This is a genomic window from Tautonia sp. JC769 (assembly GCF_040717455.1).
Taxonomy (GTDB): domain Bacteria; phylum Planctomycetota; class Planctomycetia; order Isosphaerales; family Isosphaeraceae; genus Tautonia.
Map to the genome: position 1 here is coordinate 325,712 of NZ_JBFEFH010000002.1, position 26,408 is coordinate 352,119.

The window sequence follows — 26,408 nt, forward strand, 5'->3', positions numbered from 1 at the left end:
GATCTCCTGGGACGTGACGGACCGATGAACCCGACGACGGCCGACACCGCGCCGACCCTGGCGGAATCGACGGCGCTGTTCAAGGCGTTCGCCGACCCGGTGCGCCTGCGGCTGTTGAACCTGCTCGTCGGCGATCGGGAGGTCTGCGTCTGCCACCTGCACGAGGCGCTCGCCCTGCCGCAACCGACGGTCTCGCGGCACCTGGCCGCCCTGCGCACGCTCGGCCTGGTGGTCGGCCGCAAGGACGGGCTCTGGGTGCATTACCGCCTGGCGAAGCCGAGGTCGGGCCTGCACCGGACGTTGATCGAGAGCCTCGGCCCGTGCCTCGGCCCGATCGAGCTGCTGCGCGAGGACCGCAGGAGGCTCGATCGGCTCATCGGCTGTTGCGGGACGTGAGGGGCGGGACGAGTTCCTCGACTTTTTTTCTCCGAGTATATTCGGAAATACGCATTTACCATGGTTGGGAAAGGCCGCTGGTCATGAACGCGTCGTCTTCGTCGGCGAACTGCAAAACCCGTCCGAGGGGGCGCCTGGCGTTGCTGGACCGGTACCTGACGCTCTGGATCGCGCTGGCGATGGGCCTTGGGGTGCTGCTGGGTAACCTGATGCCGGGGTTGGTCAAGGGGATCACGGCGTGGTCGGTCGGGTCGACCTCGATCCCGATTGCCATTGGACTGATCCTGATGATGTATCCGCCCCTGGCGAAAGTTCGCTACGAAGAGTTGCCGAGGGTGTTCCGGGATGTGAAGATCCTCGGGATTTCGCTGCTCCTCAACTGGATTGTCGGCCCGATTCTGATGTTCGGCCTGGCGCTGGCGTTCCTGAGCGATCGGCCGGAATATGCGATCGGCCTGATCCTGATCGGCCTGGCGCGCTGCATCGCCATGGTGATCGTCTGGAACGACCTGGCGAGGGGGGATACCCAGTACGCCGCCGGCCTGGTGGCGTTCAACAGCGTCTTCCAGGTGTTCTTCTACTCGGCGTACGCCTACGTGTTCATCAAGGTGATCCCGCCGCTGTTCGGTCATGAATTCGGCGACGTGGATCTGTCGAAGATCTCGATCGCCGCGATTGCCGAGAGCGTCCTGATCTACCTGGGCATCCCCTTCTTCGCGGGCATGATCACGCGGTTCACCCTGGTCCGGGCGAAGGGGAGGGAGTGGTACGAGGGGCGGTTCATCCCCGCGATCAGCCCGGTGACGCTCGTCGCCCTCTTGTTTACGATCGTGGTGATGTTCTCCTTCCAGGGGGAGACGATCGTCCGGATCCCGCTCGACGTGGCGAGGATCGCCGTCCCGCTCCTGATCTATTTCGTGGTCATGTTCCTCGCCTCGTTTGCGATCGCCAGGGCGTTGGGGGCAGACTACCCGAAGACGGCGACCCTCTCGTTCACGGCCTCGGGGAACAACTTCGAGCTGGCCATCGCCGTGGCGATCGCGGTCTTCGGGATCGGCAGCGGGGCGGCCTTCGCGGCGGTGGTCGGGCCGCTGGTGGAGGTCCCTGCGCTGATCGCGCTGGTCAACGTCTCGCTGTTCTTCCGGCGCCGGCTGTTCCCGGCCGAGGCGGATCACGACCTCGAATCCAGTGCCGATGCCGATGCCGATGCCGACACCGAGCGTCTCGTCAACGCATCGAACCTCGTCCCTCCAGAGGAATCAGGCCGATGAGCGACGTTCCCGACAGCCGACGGAGGCTTGATGCGCGGATTGTCCGGCACCTTGAACGATTGGGCGAGGGGCCAGGGGTCGATCGGATCGCCCACCCGGAGATGGCCGAGGCGCTGGGCTCCTGGATTGCAACGCATCGCGAACCGGATAAGGGGTTGTCGGTGATCGTGGTCTGCACCGGGAACAGCCGGCGGAGCATCCTCGGCGCGACGATGGGGAACGTCGTCGCCGCGTACCTGGGGCGGCCCGAGGTCCGGTTCTTCAGCGGGGGGACCGAGCCGAGTGCCTTCAACCCCCGGACCGTCGCCGCCTTGGAGGCGATCGGCGTGGTCGTCACGCCGACCGGCGACCTGGCCCCGCCGGGCCCTTCCGCCGAGCCGAACCCGGTCTACCGGGTCCGGTGGGGGGCCGTGCCCGGCGATCCGGAGACGGAGGCGATCGAGTTCTCGAAGCGTTATGATGACGCGAGCAACCCCCGATCGGGCTTCGCGGCCCTGTTGGTCTGCGACGAGGCGGACGCCGGTTGCCCGGTGGTGCCCGGCGCCTCGATCCGGCTGGCGATTCCGTTCGCCGACCCGAAGGAGGCCGACGGCACCCCCGAGGAGTCGGCCCGCTACGCCGGGCGGCGCGACGACCTCGGCCGATGGATGCTCCATGCCTTGAGCCGAGCCCGGTGACGATGTCCCACACGTCCACGACCCTTTTCTCGTGAAAGGACTGATCATGTCTGAATCCATCACCCAGGCCGTGAAGGCGAAGTACGGGTCGGTGGCGGGCTTCGGCCTGTCGAGCGACCAGCAGGGGGTGCGAGCGGTGGCCGAGGCGTTCGGCTACTCGGCGGAGGAGCTGGCCTCGATCCCGGGCGAGGCGAACATGGGCCTCTCGTGCGGCAACCCGACGGCGACGGCCAACCTGCGAGACGGGGAGGTGGTGGTCGACCTCGGCTCCGGGGGGGGGCTCGACGTGCTGCTGGCGGCGAAGAAGGTGGGGCCGTCGGGCAGGGCGATCGGGATCGACATGACCCCCGAGATGATCGCCCTGGCCGGGCGGAACGCGGCGAAGGCCGGTGCGACCAATACCGAGTTCCACCTGGCCTCGATCGACAACCTGCCCCTGCCCGACGCATCGGTCGATTGCGTCATCAGCAATTGCGTGATCAACCTCGCCCCCGATAAGTCGGCCGTCTTCCGCGAGATCGCCCGCGTCTTGAAGCCCGGCGGCCGGCTGGCCGTCAGCGACATCGCCCTGAAGCAAGGGCTCCCCGAGGCGCTCGCCACCGACCTGATGGCCTACGTCGGCTGCATCGCCGGGGCGGTGCTCATCCCCGAATATCGGCAAATGTTGCTCGACGCCGGCTTCTCGACCGTCGAGGTGGTGGATACCGGGGCCGACCTGAACGCCTACGCCAAGGTCGAGAACCAGGCCGCCTGCTGCCCGCCGCCGGCCTCGGTGCCGGCCGCCTCGACGACTGCAGGGGCCTTGCCGATCGCCGAGGCCGGCTGCTGCACCCCGGCCCCATCCGAGGCCGGCTGCTGCTCGCCGGCCCCCGCCGAGGCCCCGGACGACGCGGCCTTCCACGATCGGCTGGCCGAGCTTCTGCGCCGGTACGACGTGAACGACTACGCGGCGAGCGTCCGCGTCTTCGCCCTGAAGCCGGGCAGGGATGCCGAATTGCTCGGATGAGGAGATCTGAGGGAGTTGCCGTTTCGGTGTGAGCGTGGCATGCTTGGGGAATCTGGGTTCTTACTGGCCCATTCTCAATTGATGTCATGCTCTCGATCCCCAACGGGCTCGGGGGCGCAGGCCCTCCCGGCCCCGGGGATCATCCCGATGCGAGCATCCTGGTTCTTCGACCGAGGCCGATCCGCCCGGCGGCGACACGCCCCCCGCAATCGCAATCGCAATCGCGGCCGGCTGCTGCTGTCGAGGCCCGAGGCGCTGGAGGCGCGGTCGCTGATGAGCGGCCTGCCCGGCCCGATCATCAGCGAATTCCTCGCCTCGAATGCGAACGGCCTGCGGGACGCCGACGGCGACCGTTCCGACTGGATCGAGCTGCACAACCCGACCGGGACGGCGGTGGACCTGGCGGGCTGGTCCCTGACCGACGACGCCGGGAGCCCGGACACGTGGCAGTTCCCGGCGGTCTCGCTGGCGCCCGGCGAATTCCTCGTCGTCTTCGCCTCCGACAAAAACCGGACGGATCCGGGGGCCGAGCTGCACACGAACTTCCGGCTCGGGGCCGACGGGGAGTACCTGGCCTTGATCCGGCCCGACGGGACGGCGGCCGACGCATTCGCGCCGAGCTACCCGGGCCAGGAGTCGGACCGCTCGTTCGGGGTCGCCTTCGACCCGGCGGACGGGACGCCGGTCCTCGGCTCGCGGGTCGCGTTCGCCTCGCCGACCCCGGGTGCCGCGAACGTCGACCGGCAGGCGCCGAGGGTCGTCGCCCCGGTCGTCGCGAGCGTCCCTCGCGGGTTCTACGACACGCCGATGTGGGTCGCCCTCTCGACGGCGACCGAGGGGGCGGAGATCCGCTTCACCCTCGACGGCAGCGAGCCGACGGCCGACCACGGCTTCGTCTACGTCGCCCCGCTGGCGGTGACGCACTCGACGATCCTCCGCGCGGCCGCCTTCAAGGAGGGGGACCTCGCGCAGCCGCCGGGGGCCTGGACGTACCTCTACCTCGACGACGTCATCCGCCAATCGCCGAGGGGGGAGACGCCGATCGGCTGGCCGGCGACCTGGGGCGCCCACGTCGTCGATTACGGGATGGACCCGAGGCTCGTCAACCACCGCCGATTCGGCGGCGAGCGGCTCAAGGCGGCGCTCCGGGCGATCCCGACGATCTCCGTGACGACCGACCTGACCCACCTGTTCGACCCGAGCACCGGGATCTATGCCAACTCCCCGCAAGAGGGGCGGGAGTGGGAGCGCCCGGCCTCGGTCGAGCTGATCAACCCCGACGGCACCCCCGGCTTCCAGATCAATGCCGGGATCCGGATCCGGGGGTCCTCCAGCGCCGCCCTGACGAACCCGAAGCACTCGCTCCGGCTCTACTTCCGGTCCGAGTACGGGGCCGATCGGCTCGAGTACCCCCTGTTCGGGGAGGAGGGGCCCGCTTCGTTCGCCCGGGTCGACCTCCGGACCGACCAGAGCCGGTCGTGGGCCTTCAAGGGGGAACGCGGCTCGACTTTCGTCACCGAGGTCTTCGCCCGCGACACGATGCGGGCGCTCGGCCAGCCGTACACCCGGAGCCGCTTTTACCACCTCTACCTGAACGGCCAGTACTGGGGGCTCTACCAGTCGGAGGAGCGGCCCGACGCGAACTTCGGCGCGACCTACTTCGGCGGCGACCCGGACGACTTCGACGTCATCCGGCCCGAGCACGGCTTCCTCGTCGGCGCGACCGACGGCGACCTCGACGCCTGGCAACGCCTCTGGCAGGCGGCGGTTGCCCCCGGCGGCTTCGCCTCGGCCGAGGCCTATCAGCGGGTGCAGGGGAGGAACCCCGACGGCTCCCGGAACCCCGCCTATGAGAACCTGCTCGACGTCGACAGCCTGATCGACTACATGCTGACGACCATTTATATCGGCAACCTCGACGGGCCGGTCAGCCGGTTCAACGGCCAGTATGCGGTGAACAACTTCTACGTGATCCGCGACCGGACCGGCGACGAGGGCTTCCGATTTATCATGAGGGACGCCGAGTTCTCGCTGCTCAACCGCAATGAGAACGCCGTCGGGCCGTTCCCGATCGGCTCGGACTTCGCCACCTTCAACCCGCACTTCCTGCACGACCAGCTCTTGGCGAACCCCGAGTATCGCCAGCGGTTCGCCGACCGGATCACTCAGCAGTTCTCCGGCGACGGCGTGTTCACCCCCCGCGCCTCCGTCGCCCGGTTCCGGGCCCGGATGGACGAGATCGACCGGGCGATCCTCGGCGAGTCGGCCCGATGGGGAGACGCCCAGCGTCCCCGGGCCCCGCTGACCTACTGGGACTGGCGGAACGCCACCGACCGGGTCCTGCGGGGCTACTTCCCGGCCCGGACCCAGATCGTCCTCAATCAGTTCCGGGCCGCCGGCCTGCTCCCCAGGGCCATGCCGCCGAGGTTCCGGGGGTGAGCCGGGCACGCGTGATCCCGGGCCACCCCACCGTCGGGGCGGCCGTCGAGCAGTCGGTGGGCGGGGGCACTGTCCGGCCACTGAGGGCCATCAGTGCCTGGGCTGTCAGCAGCATCGCCATGAAGAAGCAGCTCGCCGGGGACCTGATGGCCTACGTCGGCGGCATCGCGGGGGCTCTTCCCACCGAAACATGCCGGGAGATGCTCCTCGACGCCCGCTTCTCGACCGTTGAAGTCGTGGACACCGGGGCCAACCTGAACCCGTATGCGAAGGTCGAGAACCAAGCCGCCTGCCTCTCTCCCGTACCCGAACCCCAGGCGTGCGGCCTCCCCCTCGCCGATCCCGGCTGCTTGCACTCCCGCGCCCGCCGCCGCGCCGGGCGACACGGCGCTGCACGAGCGCCTCGCCGAACTGCTCGGGCGCCATGATGCGAACGAGCATGCGGAAAGTGTTCGGTTTTTTTGAGGTCAAGCCGGCGTGAGGCTTCGTCTCTCGGGGGTCGGTGCCCGGCCGGCCGATCCTTCGCACGGCCGTCCCGAGCGATCCCGGCCGGTCGCGTCTCCTCATGCCGCCCTGGTCAAGGATCGATGGATTCGTCTTCGTCGGCGCGTTCGAGCGTCTCCACGACGAGGGGCCAGGGGGCGGGCCCGGCGTTCTCTTTCGAGAAGCCTTGCGGGCGGTCCACCTCCGAACGGCCGTAGAAGGCGATGACAAGCCTGTCCCCGTCGATTCGATAGACACATTGGTATAATCCTCCTCGGTCGCCGAAATAGGTCAGCTCGGCGGGGGCCTTCGCGGGATTGATCGAGAAGCGCAGAGGCTGGACCGGTCCGTTCTCCGCCGGCCCATCGGAGCCCTCGCGCGGGGGACGGATTTCGAGTCGATATCCATCGAGGAAGGTCTTCGTGACTGGCGCGTCGGAGACGGCCGGGCGCCTGCCGTCGACCTCCAGGGAGACCCGCGTCCACGTCCCGAGGAGCGTGTTCAACTCGGCTTGCTCGAGCCGGCTGTGGGCGACCCGATCCTTCCTGAGTTGTTCGTCCTCGGCCGCCGCTCCCCGTTCCCCGGGGATCTGGATGGCCAGGCCGGCCGAGCCGAGAACGAGGGCCGCCGCCGACACCGCGATCGCCCCGGTGATCTTCAGTTTTGTGAGCATCATCATGCGGATCGTCTCCTGCGAGAGGTGATGGACGGACTCGGCGATCGGCGTGCCCAGCGTAGGCGTCGGGATCGGCCCCGGAGCATCGGGATCGGCCATGATCAGGGGTGATTCCGCCCCGATCGCGGCTGCCGACGCGGGCAATCCCGGAAGGCCGAGCCGTTCGAGCCGGGCGCGGAGCCGGGCGCGCCCCCGCGAGAGCCGGCTCTTGACCGTTCCGACCGGGCATCCGATCCGGCGGGCGGCCTCCTCGTGCGAGCGGCCTTCGAGGTCACACAGGACGATCGGGGTGCGGAATCGATCCGGCAGCCCTTCGATTTCTCCGTGGAGGATCGCCGAACGCTCCTCGGCGTCGGTACCATCTGCGGGGCCCCGCGCCACTTCGGTACCGGCGGCGGCCCGTTCATGCCTGGCGCGCCGGGCATTGGCCGACCTGACCCGGCAGCTCACTCGGAAGGCCACCGAGTGCAGCCAAGGACCGACCGAATCCCGGACCCGGAGCGATCGGGCCTTCTCCGCCAGGACGAGGAAGGTCGCCTGATAGGCGTCGTGCGTGTCGTGCTCGTTCCGAAGGACGGCCCGGCACGTCCGGAGGACCATCGGCCCGTGACGGTCGACGACGCGGGCGAACGCCCGATCGGCCTGCTCGTCCCGGCCGGTCGAGAACCGCTCAAGTAATTGAGCGTCGGTCGGCTCATCGGACTCGTCGGGAGAGCCGAGCACTCCCTGGCTCCTCGACGTATCGCTGCTTCGCCTGATCGAAACCACCCTTCCCCCGGAAACTCCCCGACGTTTACCGAGAGAGAATCCCCCGAGCGCGGCCGATCGTTCCATCTTTCGATCGATTTTCGAGGGCGGATCGCGAAGGATCAACCCTGAAGAGGGCGTAGGAGCGGTCCCAACGGTGGTCGGGGCTGCGGTCGAGTTCGGCAATGGGGCCGAGGGGGGCGAGCGCGGGCAGGTCGCGATCCCGGGCGATGACGGTGAAGGGGCCGGTGCAAGGGGGGTCGGCCGCGAGGCGATCGGGGCCGGAGAGCCATTGCGCGGGGCGATCGAGATAGAAGAGCCGGACGGCCAGGTCGTGGGGGATCGGCCCGAACGGGGTCGGGTAGGGGAGCCGGTCCCAGGGGTCGGGGCCGTCCCAGTCGTAGAGCAGGACGATCGGGTCGTCAGGCCCGGCCCGTCGGGCGGCCTCGGCGTACCAGGACCACTCGCGCCCCCGGTGATCGACGCGCGGGAGGACGACGGCGTGGATGACGGCCACGATCACGCCGATGGTGCCGAACAGGGCGATCGAGGCGCGTCGGAGGCGATCGGGCGACCAGCCGCGGCGAGCCTGGAGGCGATCGCCGAGGCGGACCAGGCCGAGCGCCCCCCAGATCGACCACGGGGGCAGGGCGTGGATGAGATAATGCCCGTTGCGGACCGAGGCCATCGAGAGCAGGAGCGTCGGCAAAACGGCCCAGGCCCAGAGCAGGCGGTCGGGGCCTCCTGGTTCTCGTCGGGCGCGGCCGAAGGAGTGCCAGGCGCCGACGATCGCGAAGGGGGTCCACGGTAAGGTCTGGAGGATCGGCGTCAGCAAGAACTCGCCGATCGGCTGCCCGGCGAACCGGCGGGGCTCGGCGGCGAGGCGGTCGGTGACGTGCCCGAGCCAGAGGGAGACGGCCTCCGGGTGCCGGCCCGCGACCGCCAGGGGCCAGGCCAGGGCGATCAAAGCGGCCAGGCACCAGCCGGTCGGCCGGCAGAGGCGGAGCAGGGCGCGGCGGTCGCGATCCCAGAGGAGCACGACTCCGAGGGATCCCATCGCCAGGACCGCGCCGAAGCCGATCCCCTTGACCAGGCTCGTGCCGCCCAGCAGGGCGAAGAAGGCCCATTGCCAGGCGCGGGAGGGTGATGGGTCGGGGTCGGCGGGATCGGGAGCGGTCCTCAGGCGGTCGGCCGCGGCGAGGGTGGCGGCGACGAGCAGGGCCAGGAGCATGTCGGCATCGGCCAGCCGCCCGCGCTGGATGGACCAGGCGGCGGTGAGCTGGACGCACCCGGCGAGGAGGCCGACGGTTACGCCGAAGTGGCGGGCCGCCAGCCGGGCGACCAATCCGGCGAGGCTCGCGGCGGCCAGGGCCGAGGGGATGCGGCTCGACGCCTCGCCCACTCCTCCCGAGGCCCAGGAGGCCAGCGCCACCAGCCAGTGGGCCAGGGGGGGCTTCTCCAGCCAGGGCAGGCCGCCGAGGGTCGGCACGAGCCAGCCGGCCGCCGCGTCGGACGCGAGCAGCTCGCGGGCCCCCTGCGCGACGATCGCCTCGTGGTAGGTCAGGCGCCGCGCATCGCCGAGCGCCACCCCCAGCACGAGCACGGCCAGGAGGAGCCCGAGCCAGCCGACCGTCCGGTCTGTCCGGCCCGATGGGTTCGAGGGTGCCATCGCCAGTCGCCTCCCGCGATCCGAGCCGATTCGATTCGACTTCGAGGCCCGAGCCCCATTGCGGCCGGGATCATACGCCAGCCGGGCGATCTCGGGAAGGCGAGGGGAATCATCCTGCTCTACGCGGCTTACGCCCCGAAACGGGCGTAACAGGCGGAAGCGATATGCATGGTCCCGAGTGCCTCGGACCCGGGAAGGCCACCCCGGGGGGAGAGGGGGCAGCCGCATCGGCGTCGAGGCGATTCGGACCCGGGAGCCTGGGCCTGGCGCGACCTCGCACGCGAACGGAACAGGGGGCGGACGCCTTTGCGGAGTCCGTCCCCCGTTCTTGCATACGAAAACACATGCACGCACGCAACTCCCTAGACCGCGGCCACCGCTGCCCCGGTGAGCAGTGCCATGACGAGCAGGATCAGGGCCAGGATCAGGAAGATCCCGAACAGGACCCGGGCGATGGTCGCCGCGCCCGAGGCCACCCCCGTGAAACCGAGGCCACCGGAAATAATCGCGACCACGGCGGCAATCAAGGCCCACCAGAGCAAACTCATGATTCGTCCCTCGTGTTGATCGGATGCAACGGGTGTCTGTCCCGGTCAGACCGTTTCCGGCGGCGGCGGCCTCGACGCGCGCGTGGGGACCGCGCGGGGCTCGGTCGCAGCTTCAGGAGCGACACGCACGGCCTCGGCCGGGACATCGACTTCTCCAGGGTCATCACGCAAAGCCAATGCCAGGCCCTGGTGATCGCGGCCGGGATTCCTCGGCGAGCGTGGTCAAACGTCCCCTGGAAACCGTCAACACATGCCGGGGGAAAACCCGTCGATGGCGCGTCGCGCCCTCGAAGATGGCGCCCGGGGGGTGAACACCGGAGGATTCGCCCTGTTCGGCCCGGTACGCGAGGACCCCGGGCCATGCCGGATGGCGCGACAGATCGGCTGACGGGTTTTCCCCCGGCCAGGGTGCCGGAATCGGAGTCGTAACCCGTTCCGATAAAAGGGGTTCGTATCGGTCAGGCGGGACGGTGAACACGCGGTGGGCTGCTCTCCGGAGAAGACGATGATTTCTTCACCCTCATTTACGTTCTCAGAACGGAAGGAAACGGAAGCAAGCGGAAACACCTTCTGCTTTGCGTAAATGGGCCAGGGGGGGAAGGGACAGGAGCGGGGCATCGAGGGAAAGGGATCGCAGGCCGTCCCGTCGCCGGGAGTGCCGGGCGGCGGCGGGGATGGCGTCCTGGACCGATGCGGGAGGCTTCCGGTATGGTGATCCTCGACCGGGGTCGGGAGATCGGCGGGGTTGCCCCGTGCGGTGAGGAACTGGGGCGTCTGAGGGACGCCAGGAGGGATGGAGGACGATGGACCACGAGGCCTTCATGCGCCGGGCGGTGGAGATCTGCCGCAAGGGGATCGCCGCCGGGCAGTCACCCTTCGGATCGGTGATCGTCCGGGACGGCCGGGTCGTGGCCGAGGCGCACAACACCGTCTGGCAGGACACCGACCCGACGGCCCACGCCGAGGTCAACGCGATCCGGGTCGCCTGCCGGGGCCTCGATCGCATCGACCTGAGCGGATCGACCCTGTACACGACCTGCGAGCCCTGCCCGATGTGCCTGGCCGCCTCGCACTGGGCCCGGGTCGACCGGGTGATCTTCGGCGCCTCGATCGCCGATGCCGACGCCGCCGGCTTCTCCGAGCTGAGCATCCCCGCCGCCTCGCTCGCCCGCCAGGGCGGCAGCCCTCTCCTCGTCGAGCCCGGCCCCCTCCGCGACGACTGTCTCGCCCTGTTCGCCACCTGGCAGGCCGCCCGAGGGCGCGCGTATTGATCCGAGCCCGTTGCCAGGGTGCATCTGCCCGGGCCGTTCGCGCTGATTTGATGAAACGCTCGGGTGCGAGCTTCAGCTATTTCAAGCCGGGCTGAAGGATGATCTCAGCCAGGGTATGCACGCGTGCGGCCTGAATCTCATCGGAGGGTGGATCATGTCTTGAATCGGGCGGGTCGGCGTGCCCAGAATCCGGATGATCGGCCGTGATGGCCGTGGTTTGCGGCTCCGAAGGAAGGCGGGCGGTCACCTCGCACGCGGAAGTGTTGGGAGACAGGCCGCCGACATCATGACAGGACGTGGCCCATCTCGTTCTGGTCATGGGGCGGGGCTCGCGGACGCCCTCGATGGCTCGACCCTCCATCGAGGGCCGGTATCTGATCTGATGGCTGCCCGGCGGCGGTCGGCTACGCCTTGATCCCCCGCCCGAGGAGGCACCTGGTGGCGGCCGACCGAGGGGAACTGACCTTCGGTTGGGCTTTGCCGGGTTGCCCCCCCGACGCGGTTGGATCTACGGAGACTTCTTTTTCTTATGATCCACACTCGATCCACCATGCCCGAGACCCGGGGTTCGTCCCGATGGCTCGGCTTCGTCGGCCTGGCGGCCCTGGTCGCGGCGTCGCTCGCGGCCCAGCCGGCCCAGGCGGGGCAGGTGACTGCGTCGTCCGTGTTGACGCTCGGTAACAACGCGCCCACGGTGACCTACAGCTTGAATGGGGCCGCGCCAAGAACCGTCTATGCGGGGGCCTTCACGACGACGATTCAGACGTCGTCTGTCGCCTGGCTCCCTGCGGGGACAGCGCTCGAGACCTACTGCGTTGATCTTTCCATCAACCTCAGTTCGGGGACAGTGACTCCTGCCGAGGTCTCGCAGACCAATGTCGCCAGCCTGAATGACGCGAATAGTGTCGCCCGCAACATCGGCGCGGCGGGCTGGGTGCTGTCGAACTATGGGGTCTATGGAGAGACTGTAGGGGCGACTGCCAGCGGTTTGCTAAACGACCTCAATTTAACATCAGCGAGTCTGAACGACGGCAATAACTGGTCCGATGCGCGGGCCGAGGCTGCGATCCAGGTCGCGATCTGGAAGGCGGCTTACGATAGCAACTCGACCGATGTATCTACCGGCGATCTCGAATTCACGAGTATCAACGCGGACGTGGCCACTGTTGCCAATGCAATCCTCGTCGCTCGCGGCGTCAAGACGGCCGTGATCGGCTTTGTGAATTATCCCCCGATCCTCAACGGGGCTCAGACGCCGATCAACCAGGACCAGATCTTCGTGCTCCCCGATGGGAGCCTCCAGGCCATTCCCGAGCCCTCGACCCTGGCGATGGCCGCGTTTGGTGGGCTGATTGGCCTGGGGATGTTGGGGAGGAAGCGCCTGAGGGAGCGGAAGGCCGCGGCGTGAGCATCAGGAGCCGACGACGGCCCTGAACGGTGCAGTTGCACACACGACAAACAACCACGCCCGATCGCCGGCATGATGGCGATCTCAACCGAGCGCGTGCCAGCCCTCGTCAACCATCCCGGCCCGGCCCGACCTCATCAACGGAGGATTGGGCCGGGCCGCTTCCGTGCGCGGGATGATGCGAGAACGAGACAGGAGTGTTGCGTCCCGACAACGTCCCGAGAACTCCGGGGGCGGTGCTCTTGCATCTCCGAGGGGGGAACAACCAGAATGACGGGGGCGGGAAATGCATTCGTGCTCGGACTCGTGCTCGACGGGCTCGGAGGTGTTGGGGGACTGGGTGAGGTCGCGGGAGGCTGAGCAGAGCGTCGAGGCTCTGTTGCGGTACGTAATCGGACGGACGTAAGGGCTTGCGTCGTCCGATGGTTGGCCGGAGATTCGCTTCGGGCTGACAGGAACACGCGCGAGGTCGCCACGACGGCGGCCATTGCGATAATGCACGGTGACGGCTCCATTTTGAGGGGTCTCTTTGATGAGTGTGCGCGGACAAGGTGCCCTGTGGGGTGTCCTGGTGGTGCTGGCAGTGGCAGTGGCTTCCGAGCCGTGTCAGGCGGGCCTGTATCTGGGCTCGGGCATGAATACATCGGCGAATCATCAACTGGCCGCCTCGGCCGAGTTCTCGCTGAACGGTTCAATGCTCTCAATTATTCTGAAGAACACGTCGCCCCAGACTTATGGGACGAATCAGACAGTGCCGAGTAGTGTCCTGACAGCACTGCTGGTTGACATCAATCCGGTGCCGACCTCCTTCAACCTACTGACGGCGTATGCCTCGGGGCTGGTGAATTACTCGGGGCCGGCGAACCCGAACCTGGCGGTGAGCGGCTCGAAGAAGGACCCGGTGGGGACGCTCGGGGGCTGGCAGCTCAAGCCGTCCGACGGCCTCGGGACCGCGGGGTTCGGGATTTTTAACGGCAACATCGTCAACACGGGAGAGGGCAAGGGAGGTTATAACTTCGGTCTCATCAACGCCGGGTACAATCCAGGCGATGGGAACAAGCCCGTGAACAGTACTCCGCTGGTCCGGGATACCCTGTCGTTCACGATCACGGTGGGCAGCGAGTTCCGCCTGGACCACATCCAGAGCGTGAAATTCCAGTACGGGACCTCGCTCTCGGAGCCGAGCTTCTTCGGAACCCTCCAGACGCCACCGGGCAATGACGACGAGGGCTCCGAGGGGGTCAACCCGGTCCCCGAGCCATCGACCCTGGTGATGGCCCTGGGCTGCGTGGCGACGATCGGCGTGGCTCGGGTGATCCGGCGGCGTCGCAGGTCGTTGAACACCGCGGCCTGATCGACCGATTCTGCCCCAGGCGCAAACCGATGCGGCTCGATGCCCCGTCTCCGGCGTGCCGGCGGCGGGGCGTCGTCATTTTCCGCGCGGAGCGAATCGGGTAAGCTCCCCGGGGGAGTGTCATCGGGAAACCTTGAGTTCGATCGGATGGGGACTGCCATGGGAACCGGAACGCCCGCGAGCCGGCGCGATCGGATCGAAGGGGGGCTGGTCGGCCTCCTGGTGGGGGATGCGCTGGGCGTGCCGTATGAGTTCCACGAGCCGGGCGAATTGCCGCCGATCGAGCGGATCGAGATGGAGCCGCCGGAGGGGTTCGGGAGGGCGCACGCGGGGGTGCCGGCGGGGACGTGGTCGGACGACGGGGCGCAGGCGCTGTGCCTGCTGGCGTCGCTGCTCGACTGCGGCCGGTTGGACCTGGAGGACCTGGGACGCAGGCTGATCGATTGGTATGATCGGGGCTTCATGGCCGTCGATGGCAAAGTGTTCGACGTCGGGATCACCACGACCCGGGCCCTGCGGAACCTGCGGGAGGGGATCCCGGCGATGATGGCCGGGCCCCATGACGAGCGGGATAACGGCAACGGGGCCCTGATGCGCGTCCTGCCGCTGGCGCTCTGGCACCGGGGGACGGATGTGGATTTGATCGACCTGGCATGCTTGCAGTCGAAGCTGACGCACGGCCACGCGCGGTCGCAGGCGTGCTGCGCCTTGTATTGCCTCTGGGCGCGGCGGATCCTCGACGGCGCGGCCGACCCCTGGCGCGAGGCCGTGCGGACCATGCGGACGCTCTGCGATTACCAGTCGATCCTGATGATCGAGCTCGAAGGGGCGATCCGGCCCGACGAGCCCCCCTCGGGCAAGGGGACCGGGTACGTGGTCGATTGCCTGCGGTCGGGCCGCCTGGCGATGGAAGAACCCACGTATGAAGGCGTGGTCAAATCCGCCATCGCCCTCGGGCACGACACCGATACGACCGCGTGCGTGGCCGGAGGGCTGGCGGGCTTGCGGGACGGGATCGGGGCGATCCCCGACCGGTGGCGGCAGGCGCTCCGGGGGAAGGAGCTGTACGGGCCGCTCCTGGAGCGGTTGCTCGACCGGCTGGAGGGGCCTGGCGACGTTCCCCGGGCCCGGTGAGACGCGGCTCGGGGCCCCCGCTCGACGGCTCCCGGCGAGGAGAGCCGGCCCGGGCGAGACTCCCGAGGGAGGCCGAGCCATCGGCCACGATCGGGGACACGCCGGGGTCGTCACGTCTGCAAGGGGGGGGCCGCTGTCGGATGCGCCAGGGCGAGTCGATGCGGGCCGTGCCCGGCCCCCGCGGGCCGATTCAAAAGAATCTGTGATTATTTGGTTGACTTTTCCCTTTCTGCGGTGCTAAGACTCGACGGGGCAGGCCGGCACCCATCGGGACTCAGTTCTCTGGTGGCTGATTCGCTCCGGGCGATTCCAAGGGAAGGGGTCTCAAGGTGTGAGTCGTTTCAGGAGTCTAGACTTGTGAAAAACGCGTTGTTGTCCATCACTCTTGCTCTCATGGCGGCGACGTCGGCGACGGCAGAGTCGTTGTCGGTCGTCAAGGACGTCCGGTTCACCTGGACTCCGTCGGATCAGGCCGTCCCGGGCCTGGGCTCCGCGACATGGGGCCAGAATACGGCCCGGGACAACAACCTCCCCGCGCTCGATACCAAGCCTGAGGAGAGCCAGGCGTTTGCCCTCAGCCTCACCGGCCCATCGCTTGCGCCGACGAAGAGGGCCACGGCCACGGCCGGGGCGGCCAAGGCTGAGGTCGAAATCGGGGTCGGACCGGCGACGGTCCAGCCCAACGGCGATATCTCCGTCGACGGGAAAATCCAGATCGATCTGGAGGCGCCCGCGGAGGGGAAAGGGGGCAGCGCACAGGGCAGGGGGAGGATCAATCTCAATGGAAAACAGACGGTCACGGGCTTAACCGTTGATGGCCAAGCGGTCGTGCGGAATCGCATCGGCCCCGCGATCGGTGCGCTGAAGAAGAAGGGGGTCTACCTGGACCCCTTATCGCTCAGCATCGCCGACGAAGCCGGCACGGTGATCCTCCCCGAGACGGATTTCTTCGAGTTCGGTTTCGATTTTTCCCCCGGGGCCAATGTCACGATGGACGCCTCGGACTCCTTGGTGCTCGAACTCTTCGACGACCCATTCGAGCCGGCGAGTGCGAACTTCTTCGCGAGGACATTGGTCGATTGGGCCTCCTCGTCGCTCGAGGGGACGGCCTCGCTGACGGACGGCGTCTTCACCGGGACCGGCGACTTCGCCGACACGAGCCTTTGGACATTCGTCTACTCGACAGTTGAACCGTCTTTCATCCGTCGCGCGATCCTCACGGGTCTGGACGTGAGCAACATCGGGGTCTCCTTCGCGGCGCCGGTGGACAGTTCCCTGGAGGGCACCGACGTCGACTTCCGACTGGGGAGCTCGGCCTCGGCCTCCCTCGTCATCGTGCCCGAGCCCTCGTCGCTGGTCCTGAGTGGCCTGGGCCTGATCGGCCTGATCGGCCTGGTGTGGCTCCGATCGGCCCACGGCATCGGATCGACAACCACTTGAACGATGGTCGGGTGCCGGGTGGCCCGCCCACGCCTTCGCGGGCGGGCCGTTCACGCTCCCGCGCCGCCCGGTTCCTGCGGGCGGGGCCAACGACCACCGCTCCCTGGCCAATTGCGCGTGGCCAGGGCACCGGACAGGGGCGCGGGGCGGAGGCGATTGGGGGCCGGGTCGCGTCAGACGTCGAGGTTCTTGACCTCGAGCGCGTGCTTCTCGATGAAGTCGCGGCGGGGTTCGACGTCGTCGCCCATGAGGGTGGTGAACAGGTCGTTGGCGGCGGCGGCGTCGTCGAGGCGGACCTGGAGCAGGGTGCGGCGGCTCGGGTCCATGGTGGTCTCCCAGAGCTGCTCGGCGTCCATCTCGCCGAGCCCCTTGAAGCGGGTGATCTTCAGGCCGCGCTCGCCCAGCTTGCGGACGGTCGGGACCAGCTCGCGGAGGTCGAGCAAGGGGTGCTCGTCCCCCTCGCGGTCGAGGATGAAGCGCGGTGGGGGCTCGTCGCCGGTGACCTCGACGGGCAGGAGGACGTCGGTCCCCAGCGCGAACTCGTCGCGGAGCCGGGCGATCCACTTGTTCAACGAGCGGACCTCGCTCAGCTCGATGATCCGGAAGGGGACCTGATCGGCGGAGGAGGGGGTCTCGGCACTGGCCTCGGCGTCAGACTCAGTCTCAGGGGACGCTTCGGCCGCGTCGGCGTCGGCGTCGGCGGAGGGGATATCGGTGTCGACGACGGGTGCGGCGTCGAGCGACTCGGGGGCGTGCTCCCGGGTGAAGCGTTCCAGCTCCTCGGCCGAGGAGAGGTAGACGTCGTCGGCCTCGAGCTGCCGGACGAGGAAGAGGGGGAGCAGGCCGGTCTCGGGGTGGGCGCGGCCCAGGAATTCGCCGATCGGGAGGTTGCGGCGGCCGAAGGCGCGGAGGGCGTTATCCAGCCCGGCGGCGATCTCGACCAGGGTGCGCAGCTTCTCGCCGTCGGCGGCCAGCGGGGCGGCGTCGGAGCCGGGGCCGACCCGGCGGAGGGTGGCGTCGTGCAGGCCGTTGCCCATGAGGATGGCGTGCATCTCGGCCTCGGTCTGCACGTAGCGCCGCTCCTTCCGGGAGGTGATCAAGTAAAGCGGCGGCTGCGCGACGTACAGGTGCCCCTCGGCCACCAGGCGGGGCATCTGGCGGTAGAAGAAGGTCATCAGGAGGGTCCGGATGTGCGAGCCGTCGACGTCGGCGTCGGACATCATGACGATCTTGCCGTAGCGTCGCTTGTCGGTCGCCTCTTCCTCGCCGATCCCGCCGCCGACGGCGGTGATGATGTTGCGGACCTCCTCGTTGCCGAGGACCTTGTCGAGCCGGGCGCGTTCGACGTTGAGGATCTTGCCGCGCAGGGGGAGGATGGCCTGGAACTGGCGGTCGCGCCCCCCCTCGGCGGTGCCGCCGGCACTGTCGCCCTCGACGAGGAACAGCTCGGAGTGGTCGCGGTCGTGGCTGGTGCAGTCCATCAGCTTGCCGGGCAGGCCGCCGCCGGTGAGCACCCCCTTGCGGTTGCGGACCAGCTCGCGGGCCTTGCGGGTGGCCTCCCGGGCCTCGGCGGCGAGGACGGCCTTGGCGACGAGCTTCTTGGCGGCCCCCGGGTTCTGTTCGAGGTAGGCGGCCAGCGAGTCGTTGACGGCCTTGGCGACGATCCCCTCGACCTCGCCGTTGCCGAGCTTCGTCTTGGTCTGCCCCTCGAACTGCGGGTCGGGCACGCGGACGGAGACGACGGCGGTCAGCCCCTCGCGGAAGTCGTCGCCGGAGATGCTCAGGTCCTTCCGGCCCTTCTGGCTGGCGGGAGCGTTGGCCTTCAGGTACGAGTTCATCGTCCGGGTCAAGGCGGCGCGGAAGCCGGTCAGGTGGGTGCCGCCCTCGATCGTGTGGATGTTGTTGCAGTAGGTGACGACGGTCTCGGAGAAGCTGTCGTTGTACTGGAGCGCGACCTCGACCTCGACGGCGCGCTCGTCGTCGCGGCCGGTCAGGACGGCCGGCTCGTGCAGGGGGTTCTGGGCGCGGTTGAGGTGGGCGACGAACTCGGCCAGGCCCCCCTCGCTGTAGAACTCGTCCTGCTTCGGCTCGTCGCCCCGCTCGTCTCGCAGGCGGATGCGGACGCCGGGGTTGAGGAACGAGAGCTCCCGGAAGCGTTTCTCGAGCGTGTCGTAGTCGAACTCGATGTCGGGGAAGATCTCGGCGTCGGGCAGGAACTGGATGCGGGTCCCGGTGCGCTTGGTGGCGCCGGTGGGCCGGATGGGCCCCTGGGCCTCTCCCCGGTTGTACTCGTGCCGCCAGATCTTGCCGTCGCGGTGGACCTCGGCCTCGAGGTGCTCGCTCAGGGCGTTGACGACGGTGATGCCGACGCCGTGCAAACCGCCGGAGACCTTGTAGGTCTGGTGGTCGAACTTGCCGCCGGCGTGGGGCTTGGTCAACACGATTTCGAGCGTGCTGACGCCGGGGTAGTTCGGGTGCTCCTTGACCGGGATGCCGCGGCCGTCGTCGGCGATCGAGGCCGAGCCGTCGGCGTGGATCGTCACGTCGATGGCGCGGCAGTGGCCGGCCATCGCCTCGTCGATCGAGTTGTCGACGACCTCGTAGATCAGGTGGTGCAGCCCCCGGGTGGTCGTGTCGCCGATGTACATGCCGGGACGCTTGCGGATGGCCTCGATCCCCTCGAGGACCCGGATGTTCTCCTCGGTATAGCCGAGCGCCTGGGAGCCGTCGCCGCCGGGCCCCGGGGGGGTGGTCGGGGCCTCGGGAGTCTCGATCGAGCCGTCGGAGTTGAGGGCCATCACCAAACCTCAAAAAGGCTGAAGAGCGAGCGAGCAAGCAACAGGCAAGGCGGGTTCGGGTCGATTCGATTCGGGTCGAGAGCGGCGCCGGTCGAAGCGGATCGACGGTCACGCGGGCGAGCGGTCACGATTCGACGGGACCGACCCGGAAGCGGATGTCGAGGACCGGGGTGCCGGGCGCCTCGCGCCGCAAGGTGGCGAGGATCGAGGGCTTGCGGAACGCGGACAGTTCCTCCAGGAGCGTCGGGTGGGCGACCGTGACGCTCAAAACCCCGTGGCGGACGCCTCCGAGGCGGGTCCGGGCGACGAGGTCGGGCCCGACGGCCGATTCCCAGGCGGCTTCCAGCTCGCCCAGGGCCCGGGTCCGGGCATACCCCCGGGCGGCGAAGAGGGAGCCGAGCGTCTCGGCCAGGGGGGTCGGACCTCCGCCCCCCCGAGGGTTGCCCCGATGTGTACGCTTCTTCATTATAACGCCTCAACCCCCCATTTGGCAAGCGGATGGGGCACGCGCCGCCCGCCTCGTCCCGGCCCCGGAATGCCGATCGTCAGCGGTCTCGGTTCAGGGGCATGACGACATAGGTATACTGGTCTTCGGTCTTGAACACGGCGGCGCTCTTGTGGTCGATCAGCTCGGCGGCGATCGGCTGCGCCGGGTCGAGGGTCTTGAGGGCCTCGATCAGGTAGGTGGCGTCGAAGGTGATGGCCACGTCCTTGCCGTCGTAGGTGATCGGCAGCTCGACGTGCGACTCGCCGATGTCGGCCGTCTGGCTGGCGAGTTTCAAGAGGCCGTCGCCGAACTGGAAGTCGACCCCCCGGCTCTCCTTGCTGGTGACGATGGCCGCCTGCTCGACGGCCGAGAGCAGGGGGTCGACCTCGGTGAAGGGGATCCGGCACTCGTAGCTGCTGGGCATCACGGCCTTGTAGTTCGGGAATCGCCCTTCGACGAGTCGGCTATAAATGACCGCGCGGCCGGTGCGGACGAGCACGGCGGTGCCGTCCTGCACGGCGATCCGGGCCGGCTCGTCGTCGTCGAGGTTGCGCTCGATCAGGCGGAGGGCCTTGACCGGCACGACCGGGGCCTGGCTCGGGGCCTCGGCCTCGCCCTCCGGCTCGCAGGGGATGATCTGGCGGGCCATCCGGCGGCCGTCGGTGCCGACCATGGTGATCGACTCGGGCCCCGGCTCCATCAGGACGCCGGCCAGGGCGTATCGGGTGCTGTCGGGGTCGGTGGCGAAGCTCGTGCGTCGGACGGCGCGGCGGAGGTCGGTCGGGGAGATCCGGAAGCCGGTCTCGGCGTGGAAGTCGGGCGGGTCGGGGAAGAGGCTCGGGTCCTCGGCCGGCAGCTTGAACTCGGAGCGGTGGCCGCGGACGACGAGGGTCTCCCCCTCGACTTCGAGGGCCAGCTCGTCGTCTCCCGTGCTGGCGCGGAGGATCTGCCCCATCTTCTGCAGGGGGAGGATGACCGAGCCGGGCTGATCGACCTTCACGCCCAGGACCTTCAAGCGGATGCCGACTTCCAGGTCGGTCGCCATCAGGGTCGACCCCTGGTTCGGCGAGGCGTCGAGCTTCAGGTTCTGGAGGATCGGCTTGGGGCTCCGGGCCGGCACCACGCCGCCGACGGCCCCGAACGCGGCGAGCAACTGCTCGCGGTCGCACAGCAATTTCATGGAGACGCCCCGCCCTGGACCTCGGGTCCGATGTCCCGGCCGCTTCCGCGCGGCTCGGCTTCGAGCGACCCCTCAAACCCCCATCTGGGGATGCGACCCGCATCGGCGCGACGCCATTCCCCAACGGAAAGGGAGGGATTCCGAAGAACCCGATGATACCAAAGAACTTAACCGGCCTCAAGGCGAGCTAAGTTTCGAGGATTGGGTCGGTTGTGCCGATCGGGCGAGGCGATTCGGCAACAGGGGTTGCGGGGAAGGTTGACGGGGGGGAAGAATGGTCGAGACTTTGAAGGAGCATTTCCGGGAGATTGGTACTGATGTTGATTCCCCCTGCGCGACGGGCTCGGGCACCCCGGAGACGGACGGGGGGTGCCCGGTTGCGGCTGGGCGTCGAGGGCCTGGAAGATCGGGTGGCGATGTCGGCCATGGTGCCGGTCGATCTGGACGGCGACGGGCGGTCGGATTACGCCGTCTACGGCGTCGACCCGGGGCGGCCGTTCGGGACGTTCACGGTCGAGCGATCGGGCGGCGGGCGGGTGCAGATCCCGTTCGGGGGGGCGGCGGATCGGCCGGTCGTGGGGGATTACGACGGCGACGGCCGTGCCGACCTGGGGGTCTTCGGATTCAGCCCGGTCGACGGGTTCAGCCGCTTCGCGATCGTGCCGTCGGGGGGCGGGTCGGCGTTCCTCCAGGGGTTCGGCGGGCTCGACGACCGGCCGGTAACCGGGGATTTCGACGGCGACGGCCAGGCCGATTTCGCCGTGTATGGCTTCAGCCCCGCCGACGGTGCCCATCGCTTCGCCGTCCTGCTATCGGCCGGCCCGAGCACGCAGCACCCGAACGGCGTGATCATGCTGCCGATCGGAGAAGCGGCCGACGTGCCGGTCGTGGGCGACTTCGACGGCGACGGCCGGGACGACCTCGGCGTGTACGGGCCGAGCGGCAACGACGGGTTCAGCCGGTTCCGGGTCGTCCTGTCGGGCGGCCCGAGCGCCGAGCATCCGACCGGCCTGATCGTGCAGCCGTTCGGCGGCCTCGGCGACCTGCCGGCGATCGGCGACTACACGGGCGACGGCCGGGCCGACCTGGCCGTCGCCGGGTTCAGCCCGGTCGAGGGGTTCCGCCGGTTCGCGATCGCGCCGTCCGAGGGTTCGCCGGGCCGTTCGATCCCGTTCGGCGGCCTCGGCGACCGGCCGGTGCCGCTGGACGGCGACGGCGACGGCGTGACCGACCTGGCCGTCTACGGGTTCAGCCCGGCCGAGGGGGTCAGCCGGTTCGCGGTCCTGCCGTCGGGCGGCTCGGGGGCGTTCGCGGTGCCGATCGGCACGGCGGCGAGCATCCCGATGCCCCCCCCGGCCGTCGCACCGAGCCCGGGCCCGGGGACGGGGCCGGCACCAGGCCGGCCGACCTTCCGGATTGACTGGGTCGACCGGGGGACGGCGAGCGACCAGTTCTCGGCCGCCGAGCGTCGGGTGATCGACCGCGCGATCGAGATCTGGGAAGGCCTGATCCTCGACATCGGGCGGCCCGACAACACGATCCGGGTCCGGTTCCAGGGGGGGGCCTTCTCCGGGCTCGACATGGGAGGCACCCTCGGCCTGGCGACCGTCCGCTACGACGCCCGCGGGCCGTTCGAGGCGACGATCCAGCTCGACGCCGACGGCGGCGGCCGGGGCTGGTACGTCGACCCGAGCCCGGCCGACGACCTCGAATTCGCAGCCGCCGCCACGCCGACGTTCCACGTCGGCGGGCCTCCGGAGCAGTTCGACCTGCTCTCGACGGTCGTCCACGAGATCGGCCATGCGCTCGGCTTCGGCATCGACTTCGACAACCGCCTGGCGGCCGGGCTGGCCCCCCGGCCCGGCGGCGGCCTCATCTACCGGGGGCCGACCGGCGTCCGCGCCGTCTTCAACGACGCGGCCGACCACCTCGACCCGGTCGAGCACGCCTACGACCTGCTGACGGCCGACGCCTTCCTCGGCACCCGGGCCTATCCGACGGCCTTGAACCTGCAACTGCTGGCCGACGCCTACGGCTACCGGGTGTTCGTGCCGCCCTTGCCCCCCGACGCGAGGCCGCCCCGGATTCGAGACGCCCGGATCGCCTCGCTCGGGGGCGGCAACCTGGTGCTCTCGGTCGAGTTCGACGAGGGGATCGACCTGGTCGGGGCGCGCGACGCCTCGCGATACGCCCTGCTCCGGCCCCAGGGGGCCGACTTCGTGCCGGTCGCCTCGCCGTTCACCTCGGCCACCTTCGACGTGAGCCGACTCCGGCTCCGCCTGCGGCTCCGCTCGGGCGTCGTGCCGGCCCCCGGCTGGCGATTGGTCGTCCCCGGCCTCGGCCCGAACGCGATTACCGACCTGGCCGGCAATGCGCTCGACGGCAACCAGGACGGATTGCCGGGGCCGGACGCGGTGGTGACGCTCCGGGTCTGAAGGCGGCCCGGGGGGATTACCGCGCGACCTGGCGGCGGCCGTCGTAACAGATCGCACGCTGGCGATCGGCCACGAACTCCCAGTCGAGCCGGTGCGGCGGTTCGAGGAGGTGGCGATAGGCCGCGGCCATCTGCCGGGCGGCCTCGGAGGCCGGGACGCCGCCGAAGCCGGTCCCCAGGGCCGGGAAGGCGGCGACCTCGATCGGCGGAGATCCCGATCGGTTGTGGGCCTGGATCGCCAGCAAGGCCGCCCAGGAGGCGCAGTAGACCTTGTCGGTCCCCTCGATGCTGCCCGGCACCCGCATGGTCGGGGCGTGGACGAGGAACGGGATCTCGGGCGAGCCGGTCGGCTCGACGAAGGCGGTGCCGACCGGCTGCTCGCCGTGGTATTCGTCCAGGATCCGCTGCTGGACCCGGATCATCAATCCTTCGCCGAGCCGGCGGACGACCGCCGCGTCGATCCCCGCGGTCATGATGCCGAAGGCGTTGCCCGCGGTGACGAAGGCGTCGTGCGGCCCCAGATCCTCGAACCGTCCCGCGATGACCCGGACGCCGGGCAAGCCCTCGAAGCGCGATCGGAACGCCTCGCACGTCGCGTCGTCCGGGTGGACCAGCCAGAGTTCTCGGAGCGGCACGGGGGCCTCCTTCGGGATCGACCGGCGCCTCACCGGGGCAGGCCGAGCCAGTCGAGGATGCGGGCGAGGACCTCGGGGGCGTCGGGGGCGTCGGCCGATTCGCGGCGGAGTTCCCGGAGGTCGGGGCCGAGGTAGCGGACGAGGAAGCGCCGGCGGTGGCCGTCGTAGAGGACGAAGACCATCGGCCGATCGAGCCGGTCGTCGAAGCCGGAGGCGGTGGACAGGCCGAGGGCCTCGTGCGAGGTGCTCGGCACGAGGACCTCGCCGTGAGGGCCGGACGCGAGCCGGGAGGCGAAGGCCCGCATCGGCTCCTGGCGCCAGCCGTGGTCCTCGATCAGCTCCTCGTAGAAGGCGTCGATGTCTTCCCAGCGGTCGGACGGCACGGGGTCTCCCATCGAAGAAGCGCGATCTCTCGCAGGAGGTGTCGAGGGTCAATCGGGGGGGGCGGTGGGCTTGGCGATGGCGATCTGGAGGCCGAGCGCGTTGGCGGAGTCGATGGCACTGACGGCGTTGCGGTGGGGGGTGGTGAAGTCGGCCATCAGGAGCATGCCGGAGCGGAGGGTGTCGGCGCGGGCCTGGCGGAGGCGGCCGGTCAGGTCGGCCAGGTCGATCGGCTCGCGGTCGACGGAGATGCGGCCCTGGGGGTCGATCTCGACGAGGATGTACTCGTCGAGCAAGTCGTCGAGCGTCCGCATCTGCTGGGCGACGGCGTCGGGGTCTTCGGGGTCGGGGGTCGGGATCTCGAGGGTCTTGAAGTAGAGCGTGGTGGCGGTGACGAGGAAGAACAGGACGAGCTGGAAGGCGACGTCGACCATGGCCGTCAGGTCGATCTCCTCGGGCTCGTCGCGGGGCTCGGCGGCGAGGGTGAAGGCGGCGGCCTCCTCGTCCTCGTCGGCAGGGTCGAACAGGCCGAACAGCTCGGCGCCGGTGAGGGCCTCGGACGAGGTCTCGACGATCGGGGCGGAATGGCGGTCGGAGAGGCCGGGCGAGGGGATCGCCTCGACGTCGAACGCGGAATCGACCTCGAGCTCAAGCTCGACCTCGGCGTCGGTATCGTCCTCGTCCCCGGCATGGGCGACGGCATCGGCGTCCGGGGGGGGAGCCGGGGGGCCGGGGGAGGGGACGGGGGCCGGGGGAGGGGCCGGGGCCGAGGGGCGGGGAGGCTTCGCGGATCGGGGGGGGAGTTCGACGGTCCGATCCTCCTCGGGGGCCTTGCCGAGCGGGGGGGCGGGGATCGAGTCGTCGAAGTCGGAGTCGGGGCCGGCGTCCGGGTCCGCGTCTCCGTGGTCAATGTCGATCGGGGAGGGTCCGGGGTCGTCGGCGACCTCGGCCAGTTCCACGACCTCGTCGTCCTCGTCGTCCTCGACCACGGAGGCGTCGAGGATCGGCTCGGAGTCGCCTGGCGGCGGCGGCGGTGGAAGGGGCGATTCGGGCCGGGAGGGCCGTTCGGGGCGCGGCGGAGCCGACGACGGCGGCCGGGGCGGGGTCGCGGGAGGCTTGGCCGGCCCGGCGGGGGCGGGCCGGGCGGTCGTCTTCGTGTTCGTCTTCGGGGGCTCGGGGCGGGTTGAGGGCTGTCCCTCCTGGCCGTACGAGGGCAGCAGCTCGGGCGTGTCGCCGATCCGGGCCCACGAGACGCTCGACCCGGCCGGCCGGACCAGGTCATCGGCCCGGATCGCCCCCGAGGCGACCGCCGCGCGCACGGCCTCGGTGCTGAGGCTCCGCTCGGCTTCGAGGCGATCGGTGTGGAAGATGTCCCAGTTGGCCATTGGATTCGAGTCGGCAGGAGACGGTAGGCAGTCAGGATGAAGACGGGAGACAGCGGGCAGTCGGGCAGCGGCAGTCGGGCGGCGGAACCGGGAGTGGACAGGGGTATGTCTTCCGGCCTCCGACTCCCGACTGCCTACCGCTCCGCGTCCTCGACGCCGAGGTGGAGGACGATGCCCTCGACCTCGGCGACGGTGGAGCCGACGCGGAGGACCTCGCCGTGGGGGACGGCGCCGTCGGCCTGGAGGACGACGCGGCGGCGGCCCTGGCGGACCCCCTCGGCGACGGCCTCGCGGATGGCGTCGGGGGAGTCGAGCCGGTCGTTTGGGTCGGTGGACATGCCGTCGAAGACGGCGACGGCCCCGTCGGCCAGGGGGAGCAGGGTCAGGGTGGTGGCCTCGGTCTCCTCGACCCCCGTGCCGTAGACGGCCGGCGGCAGCTCGATCTCGGCCTGGGCCGAGGCCCGGTAGGTGAGCATCAGGAAGATGAGGAGCTGGAAGACGACGTCGACCATCGGGGTCAGGTCGACGGCGCTTTCGAGCGGGGAACGGACCTGGCGTTGCAAGAGCATGGCGGTTGGCGGCCCTTCGG

Annotated in this window: 22 protein-coding genes; 12 read left to right on the plus strand and 10 right to left on the minus strand. The window is 69.5% G+C overall.

Annotated features, from left to right (window positions below; translation table 11 throughout):
- Positions 1–24: 24 nt before the first annotated feature.
- The 6 genes from AB1L88_RS03795 (at position 25) to AB1L88_RS03820 (ending at position 6,217) form a co-directional block, all read left to right on the plus strand.
- Positions 25–396: a metalloregulator ArsR/SmtB family transcription factor gene (locus AB1L88_RS03795; protein ID WP_367095299.1), complete on the plus strand. Its 372-nt coding sequence runs from the start codon at positions 25–27 to the stop codon at positions 394–396.
- 83 nt (positions 397–479) lie between these two features.
- Complete coding sequence (gene arsB / locus AB1L88_RS03800; protein WP_367095300.1) at positions 480–1,667, plus strand: ACR3 family arsenite efflux transporter; 1,188 nt, start codon at positions 480–482, stop codon at positions 1,665–1,667.
- Complete coding sequence (locus AB1L88_RS03805) at positions 1,664–2,344, plus strand: protein-tyrosine-phosphatase (protein WP_367095301.1); 681 nt, start codon at positions 1,664–1,666, stop codon at positions 2,342–2,344. Before arsB ends, AB1L88_RS03805 begins: the two co-directional genes overlap by 4 nt.
- Before the next feature lie 46 nt (positions 2,345–2,390).
- Complete coding sequence (gene arsM / locus AB1L88_RS03810; protein ID WP_367095302.1) at positions 2,391–3,350, plus strand: arsenite methyltransferase; 960 nt, start codon at positions 2,391–2,393, stop codon at positions 3,348–3,350.
- Positions 3,351–3,497: 147 nt separating this feature from the next.
- Complete coding sequence (locus tag AB1L88_RS03815; protein WP_367095303.1) at positions 3,498–5,789, plus strand: CotH kinase family protein; 2,292 nt, start codon at positions 3,498–3,500, stop codon at positions 5,787–5,789.
- Positions 5,786–6,217: a hypothetical protein gene (locus AB1L88_RS03820; RefSeq protein ID WP_367095304.1), complete on the plus strand. Its 432-nt coding sequence runs from the start codon at positions 5,786–5,788 to the stop codon at positions 6,215–6,217. Before AB1L88_RS03815 ends, AB1L88_RS03820 begins: the two co-directional genes overlap by 4 nt.
- A gap of 149 nt (positions 6,218–6,366) precedes the next feature.
- Here the strand turns inward: AB1L88_RS03820 and AB1L88_RS03825 are convergent, their stop codons facing one another.
- The 3 genes from AB1L88_RS03825 to AB1L88_RS03835 form a co-directional block, all read right to left on the minus strand.
- Positions 6,367–7,671: a sigma-70 family RNA polymerase sigma factor gene (locus tag AB1L88_RS03825; protein WP_367095305.1), complete on the minus strand. Its 1,305-nt coding sequence runs from the start codon at positions 7,669–7,671 to the stop codon at positions 6,367–6,369.
- Positions 7,672–7,741: 70 nt separating this feature from the next.
- Positions 7,742–9,364 carry a glycosyltransferase family 39 protein gene (locus AB1L88_RS03830; RefSeq protein WP_367095306.1) on the minus strand — a complete coding sequence of 541 codons (1,623 nt, stop codon included), beginning with the start codon at positions 9,362–9,364 and terminating at the stop codon, positions 7,742–7,744.
- Positions 9,365–9,726: 362 nt separating this feature from the next.
- Positions 9,727–9,906, minus strand: coding sequence for a DUF1328 domain-containing protein (locus AB1L88_RS03835; RefSeq protein WP_367095360.1), 180 nt, complete (start codon positions 9,904–9,906; stop codon positions 9,727–9,729).
- A gap of 809 nt (positions 9,907–10,715) precedes the next feature.
- On the opposite strand from AB1L88_RS03835, the gene AB1L88_RS03840 reads away from it, so the two are divergent.
- From AB1L88_RS03840 to AB1L88_RS03860, 5 genes are all read left to right on the plus strand, one after another.
- On the plus strand, positions 10,716–11,183 hold the full coding sequence (locus AB1L88_RS03840; protein ID WP_367095307.1) for a nucleoside deaminase: 468 nt from the start codon (positions 10,716–10,718) through the stop codon (positions 11,181–11,183).
- Positions 11,184–11,733: 550 nt separating this feature from the next.
- Positions 11,734–12,591 (plus strand): thioester domain-containing protein, encoded by an 858-nt coding sequence (locus tag AB1L88_RS03845; protein ID WP_367095308.1) that lies wholly within the window; start codon positions 11,734–11,736, stop codon positions 12,589–12,591.
- Positions 12,592–13,123: 532 nt separating this feature from the next.
- Positions 13,124–13,945 (plus strand): XDD4 family exosortase-dependent surface protein, encoded by an 822-nt coding sequence (locus AB1L88_RS03850; RefSeq protein WP_367095309.1) that lies wholly within the window; start codon positions 13,124–13,126, stop codon positions 13,943–13,945.
- Between the two features lie 159 nt (positions 13,946–14,104).
- Complete coding sequence (locus AB1L88_RS03855) at positions 14,105–15,079, plus strand: ADP-ribosylglycohydrolase family protein (RefSeq protein ID WP_367095310.1); 975 nt, start codon at positions 14,105–14,107, stop codon at positions 15,077–15,079.
- 285 nt (positions 15,080–15,364) lie between these two features.
- Positions 15,365–16,519 carry a PEP-CTERM sorting domain-containing protein gene (locus tag AB1L88_RS03860; RefSeq protein ID WP_367095311.1) on the plus strand — a complete coding sequence of 385 codons (1,155 nt, stop codon included), beginning with the start codon at positions 15,365–15,367 and terminating at the stop codon, positions 16,517–16,519.
- Positions 16,520–16,692: 173 nt separating this feature from the next.
- Here the strand turns inward: AB1L88_RS03860 and gyrB are convergent, their stop codons facing one another.
- The 3 genes from gyrB to dnaN form a co-directional block, all read right to left on the minus strand.
- Positions 16,693–19,317, minus strand: coding sequence for a DNA topoisomerase (ATP-hydrolyzing) subunit B (gyrB, locus tag AB1L88_RS03865; RefSeq protein WP_367095312.1), 2,625 nt, complete (start codon positions 19,315–19,317; stop codon positions 16,693–16,695).
- Positions 19,318–19,441: 124 nt separating this feature from the next.
- A complete protein-coding gene (locus AB1L88_RS03870) occupies positions 19,442–19,783 on the minus strand; it encodes a DUF721 domain-containing protein (RefSeq protein ID WP_367095313.1) in 342 nt (113 codons plus the stop codon).
- 79 nt (positions 19,784–19,862) lie between these two features.
- A complete protein-coding gene (gene dnaN / locus AB1L88_RS03875; protein ID WP_367095314.1) occupies positions 19,863–20,984 on the minus strand; it encodes a DNA polymerase III subunit beta in 1,122 nt (373 codons plus the stop codon).
- Positions 20,985–21,361: 377 nt separating this feature from the next.
- Here dnaN and AB1L88_RS03880 point away from each other — a divergent pair, with 377 nt between their 5' ends.
- On the plus strand, positions 21,362–23,419 hold the full coding sequence (locus AB1L88_RS03880) for an FG-GAP-like repeat-containing protein (protein WP_367095315.1): 2,058 nt from the start codon (positions 21,362–21,364) through the stop codon (positions 23,417–23,419).
- Positions 23,420–23,435: 16 nt separating this feature from the next.
- On the opposite strand, the gene AB1L88_RS03885 is transcribed toward AB1L88_RS03880, so the two are convergent.
- The 4 genes from AB1L88_RS03885 to AB1L88_RS03900 all read right to left on the minus strand — a co-directional run bounded on the left by AB1L88_RS03885 (position 23,436) and on the right by AB1L88_RS03900 (position 26,388).
- The gene (locus AB1L88_RS03885) at positions 23,436–24,053 is read right to left on the minus strand and encodes a macro domain-containing protein (protein WP_367095316.1); all 618 of its coding nucleotides are present in this window, start codon (positions 24,051–24,053) and stop codon (positions 23,436–23,438) included.
- Between the two features lie 29 nt (positions 24,054–24,082).
- Complete coding sequence (locus AB1L88_RS03890) at positions 24,083–24,448, minus strand: hypothetical protein (protein ID WP_367095317.1); 366 nt, start codon at positions 24,446–24,448, stop codon at positions 24,083–24,085.
- Positions 24,449–24,484: 36 nt separating this feature from the next.
- Entirely contained in the window at positions 24,485–25,819 is a 1,335-nt protein-coding gene (locus tag AB1L88_RS03895) for a biopolymer transporter ExbD (protein WP_367095318.1), read from the minus strand.
- A 134-nt stretch (positions 25,820–25,953) separates the two neighbouring features.
- Positions 25,954–26,388 carry a biopolymer transporter ExbD gene (locus tag AB1L88_RS03900; protein WP_367095319.1) on the minus strand — a complete coding sequence of 145 codons (435 nt, stop codon included), beginning with the start codon at positions 26,386–26,388 and terminating at the stop codon, positions 25,954–25,956.
- Positions 26,389–26,408 lie beyond the last annotated feature (20 nt).

What these genes read in the sequence shown, in the direction of transcription:
- AB1L88_RS03795 (WP_367095299.1), top strand. Translation starts at nt 25, where the DNA reads ATGAACCCGACGACGGCCGACACCGCGCCGACCCTGGCGGAATCGACG.
- arsB (WP_367095300.1), top strand. Translation starts at nt 480, where the DNA reads ATGAACGCGTCGTCTTCGTCGGCGAACTGCAAAACCCGTCCGAGGGGG.
- AB1L88_RS03805 (WP_367095301.1), top strand. Translation starts at nt 1,664, where the DNA reads ATGAGCGACGTTCCCGACAGCCGACGGAGGCTTGATGCGCGGATTGTC.
- arsM (WP_367095302.1), top strand. Translation starts at nt 2,391, where the DNA reads ATGTCTGAATCCATCACCCAGGCCGTGAAGGCGAAGTACGGGTCGGTG.
- AB1L88_RS03815 (WP_367095303.1), top strand. Translation starts at nt 3,498, where the DNA reads ATGCGAGCATCCTGGTTCTTCGACCGAGGCCGATCCGCCCGGCGGCGA.
- AB1L88_RS03830 (WP_367095306.1), bottom strand. Translation starts at nt 9,364, where the DNA reads ATGGCACCCTCGAACCCATCGGGCCGGACAGACCGGACGGTCGGCTGG.
- AB1L88_RS03840 (WP_367095307.1), top strand. Translation starts at nt 10,716, where the DNA reads ATGGACCACGAGGCCTTCATGCGCCGGGCGGTGGAGATCTGCCGCAAG.
- AB1L88_RS03845 (WP_367095308.1), top strand. Translation starts at nt 11,734, where the DNA reads ATGCCCGAGACCCGGGGTTCGTCCCGATGGCTCGGCTTCGTCGGCCTG.
- AB1L88_RS03850 (WP_367095309.1), top strand. Translation starts at nt 13,124, where the DNA reads ATGAGTGTGCGCGGACAAGGTGCCCTGTGGGGTGTCCTGGTGGTGCTG.
- AB1L88_RS03855 (WP_367095310.1), top strand. Translation starts at nt 14,105, where the DNA reads ATGGGAACCGGAACGCCCGCGAGCCGGCGCGATCGGATCGAAGGGGGG.
- gyrB (WP_367095312.1), bottom strand. Translation starts at nt 19,317, where the DNA reads ATGGCCCTCAACTCCGACGGCTCGATCGAGACTCCCGAGGCCCCGACC.
- AB1L88_RS03870 (WP_367095313.1), bottom strand. Translation starts at nt 19,783, where the DNA reads ATGAAGAAGCGTACACATCGGGGCAACCCTCGGGGGGGCGGAGGTCCG.
- dnaN (WP_367095314.1), bottom strand. Translation starts at nt 20,984, where the DNA reads ATGAAATTGCTGTGCGACCGCGAGCAGTTGCTCGCCGCGTTCGGGGCC.
- AB1L88_RS03890 (WP_367095317.1), bottom strand. Translation starts at nt 24,448, where the DNA reads ATGGGAGACCCCGTGCCGTCCGACCGCTGGGAAGACATCGACGCCTTC.
- AB1L88_RS03895 (WP_367095318.1), bottom strand. Translation starts at nt 25,819, where the DNA reads ATGGCCAACTGGGACATCTTCCACACCGATCGCCTCGAAGCCGAGCGG.
- AB1L88_RS03900 (WP_367095319.1), bottom strand. Translation starts at nt 26,388, where the DNA reads ATGCTCTTGCAACGCCAGGTCCGTTCCCCGCTCGAAAGCGCCGTCGAC.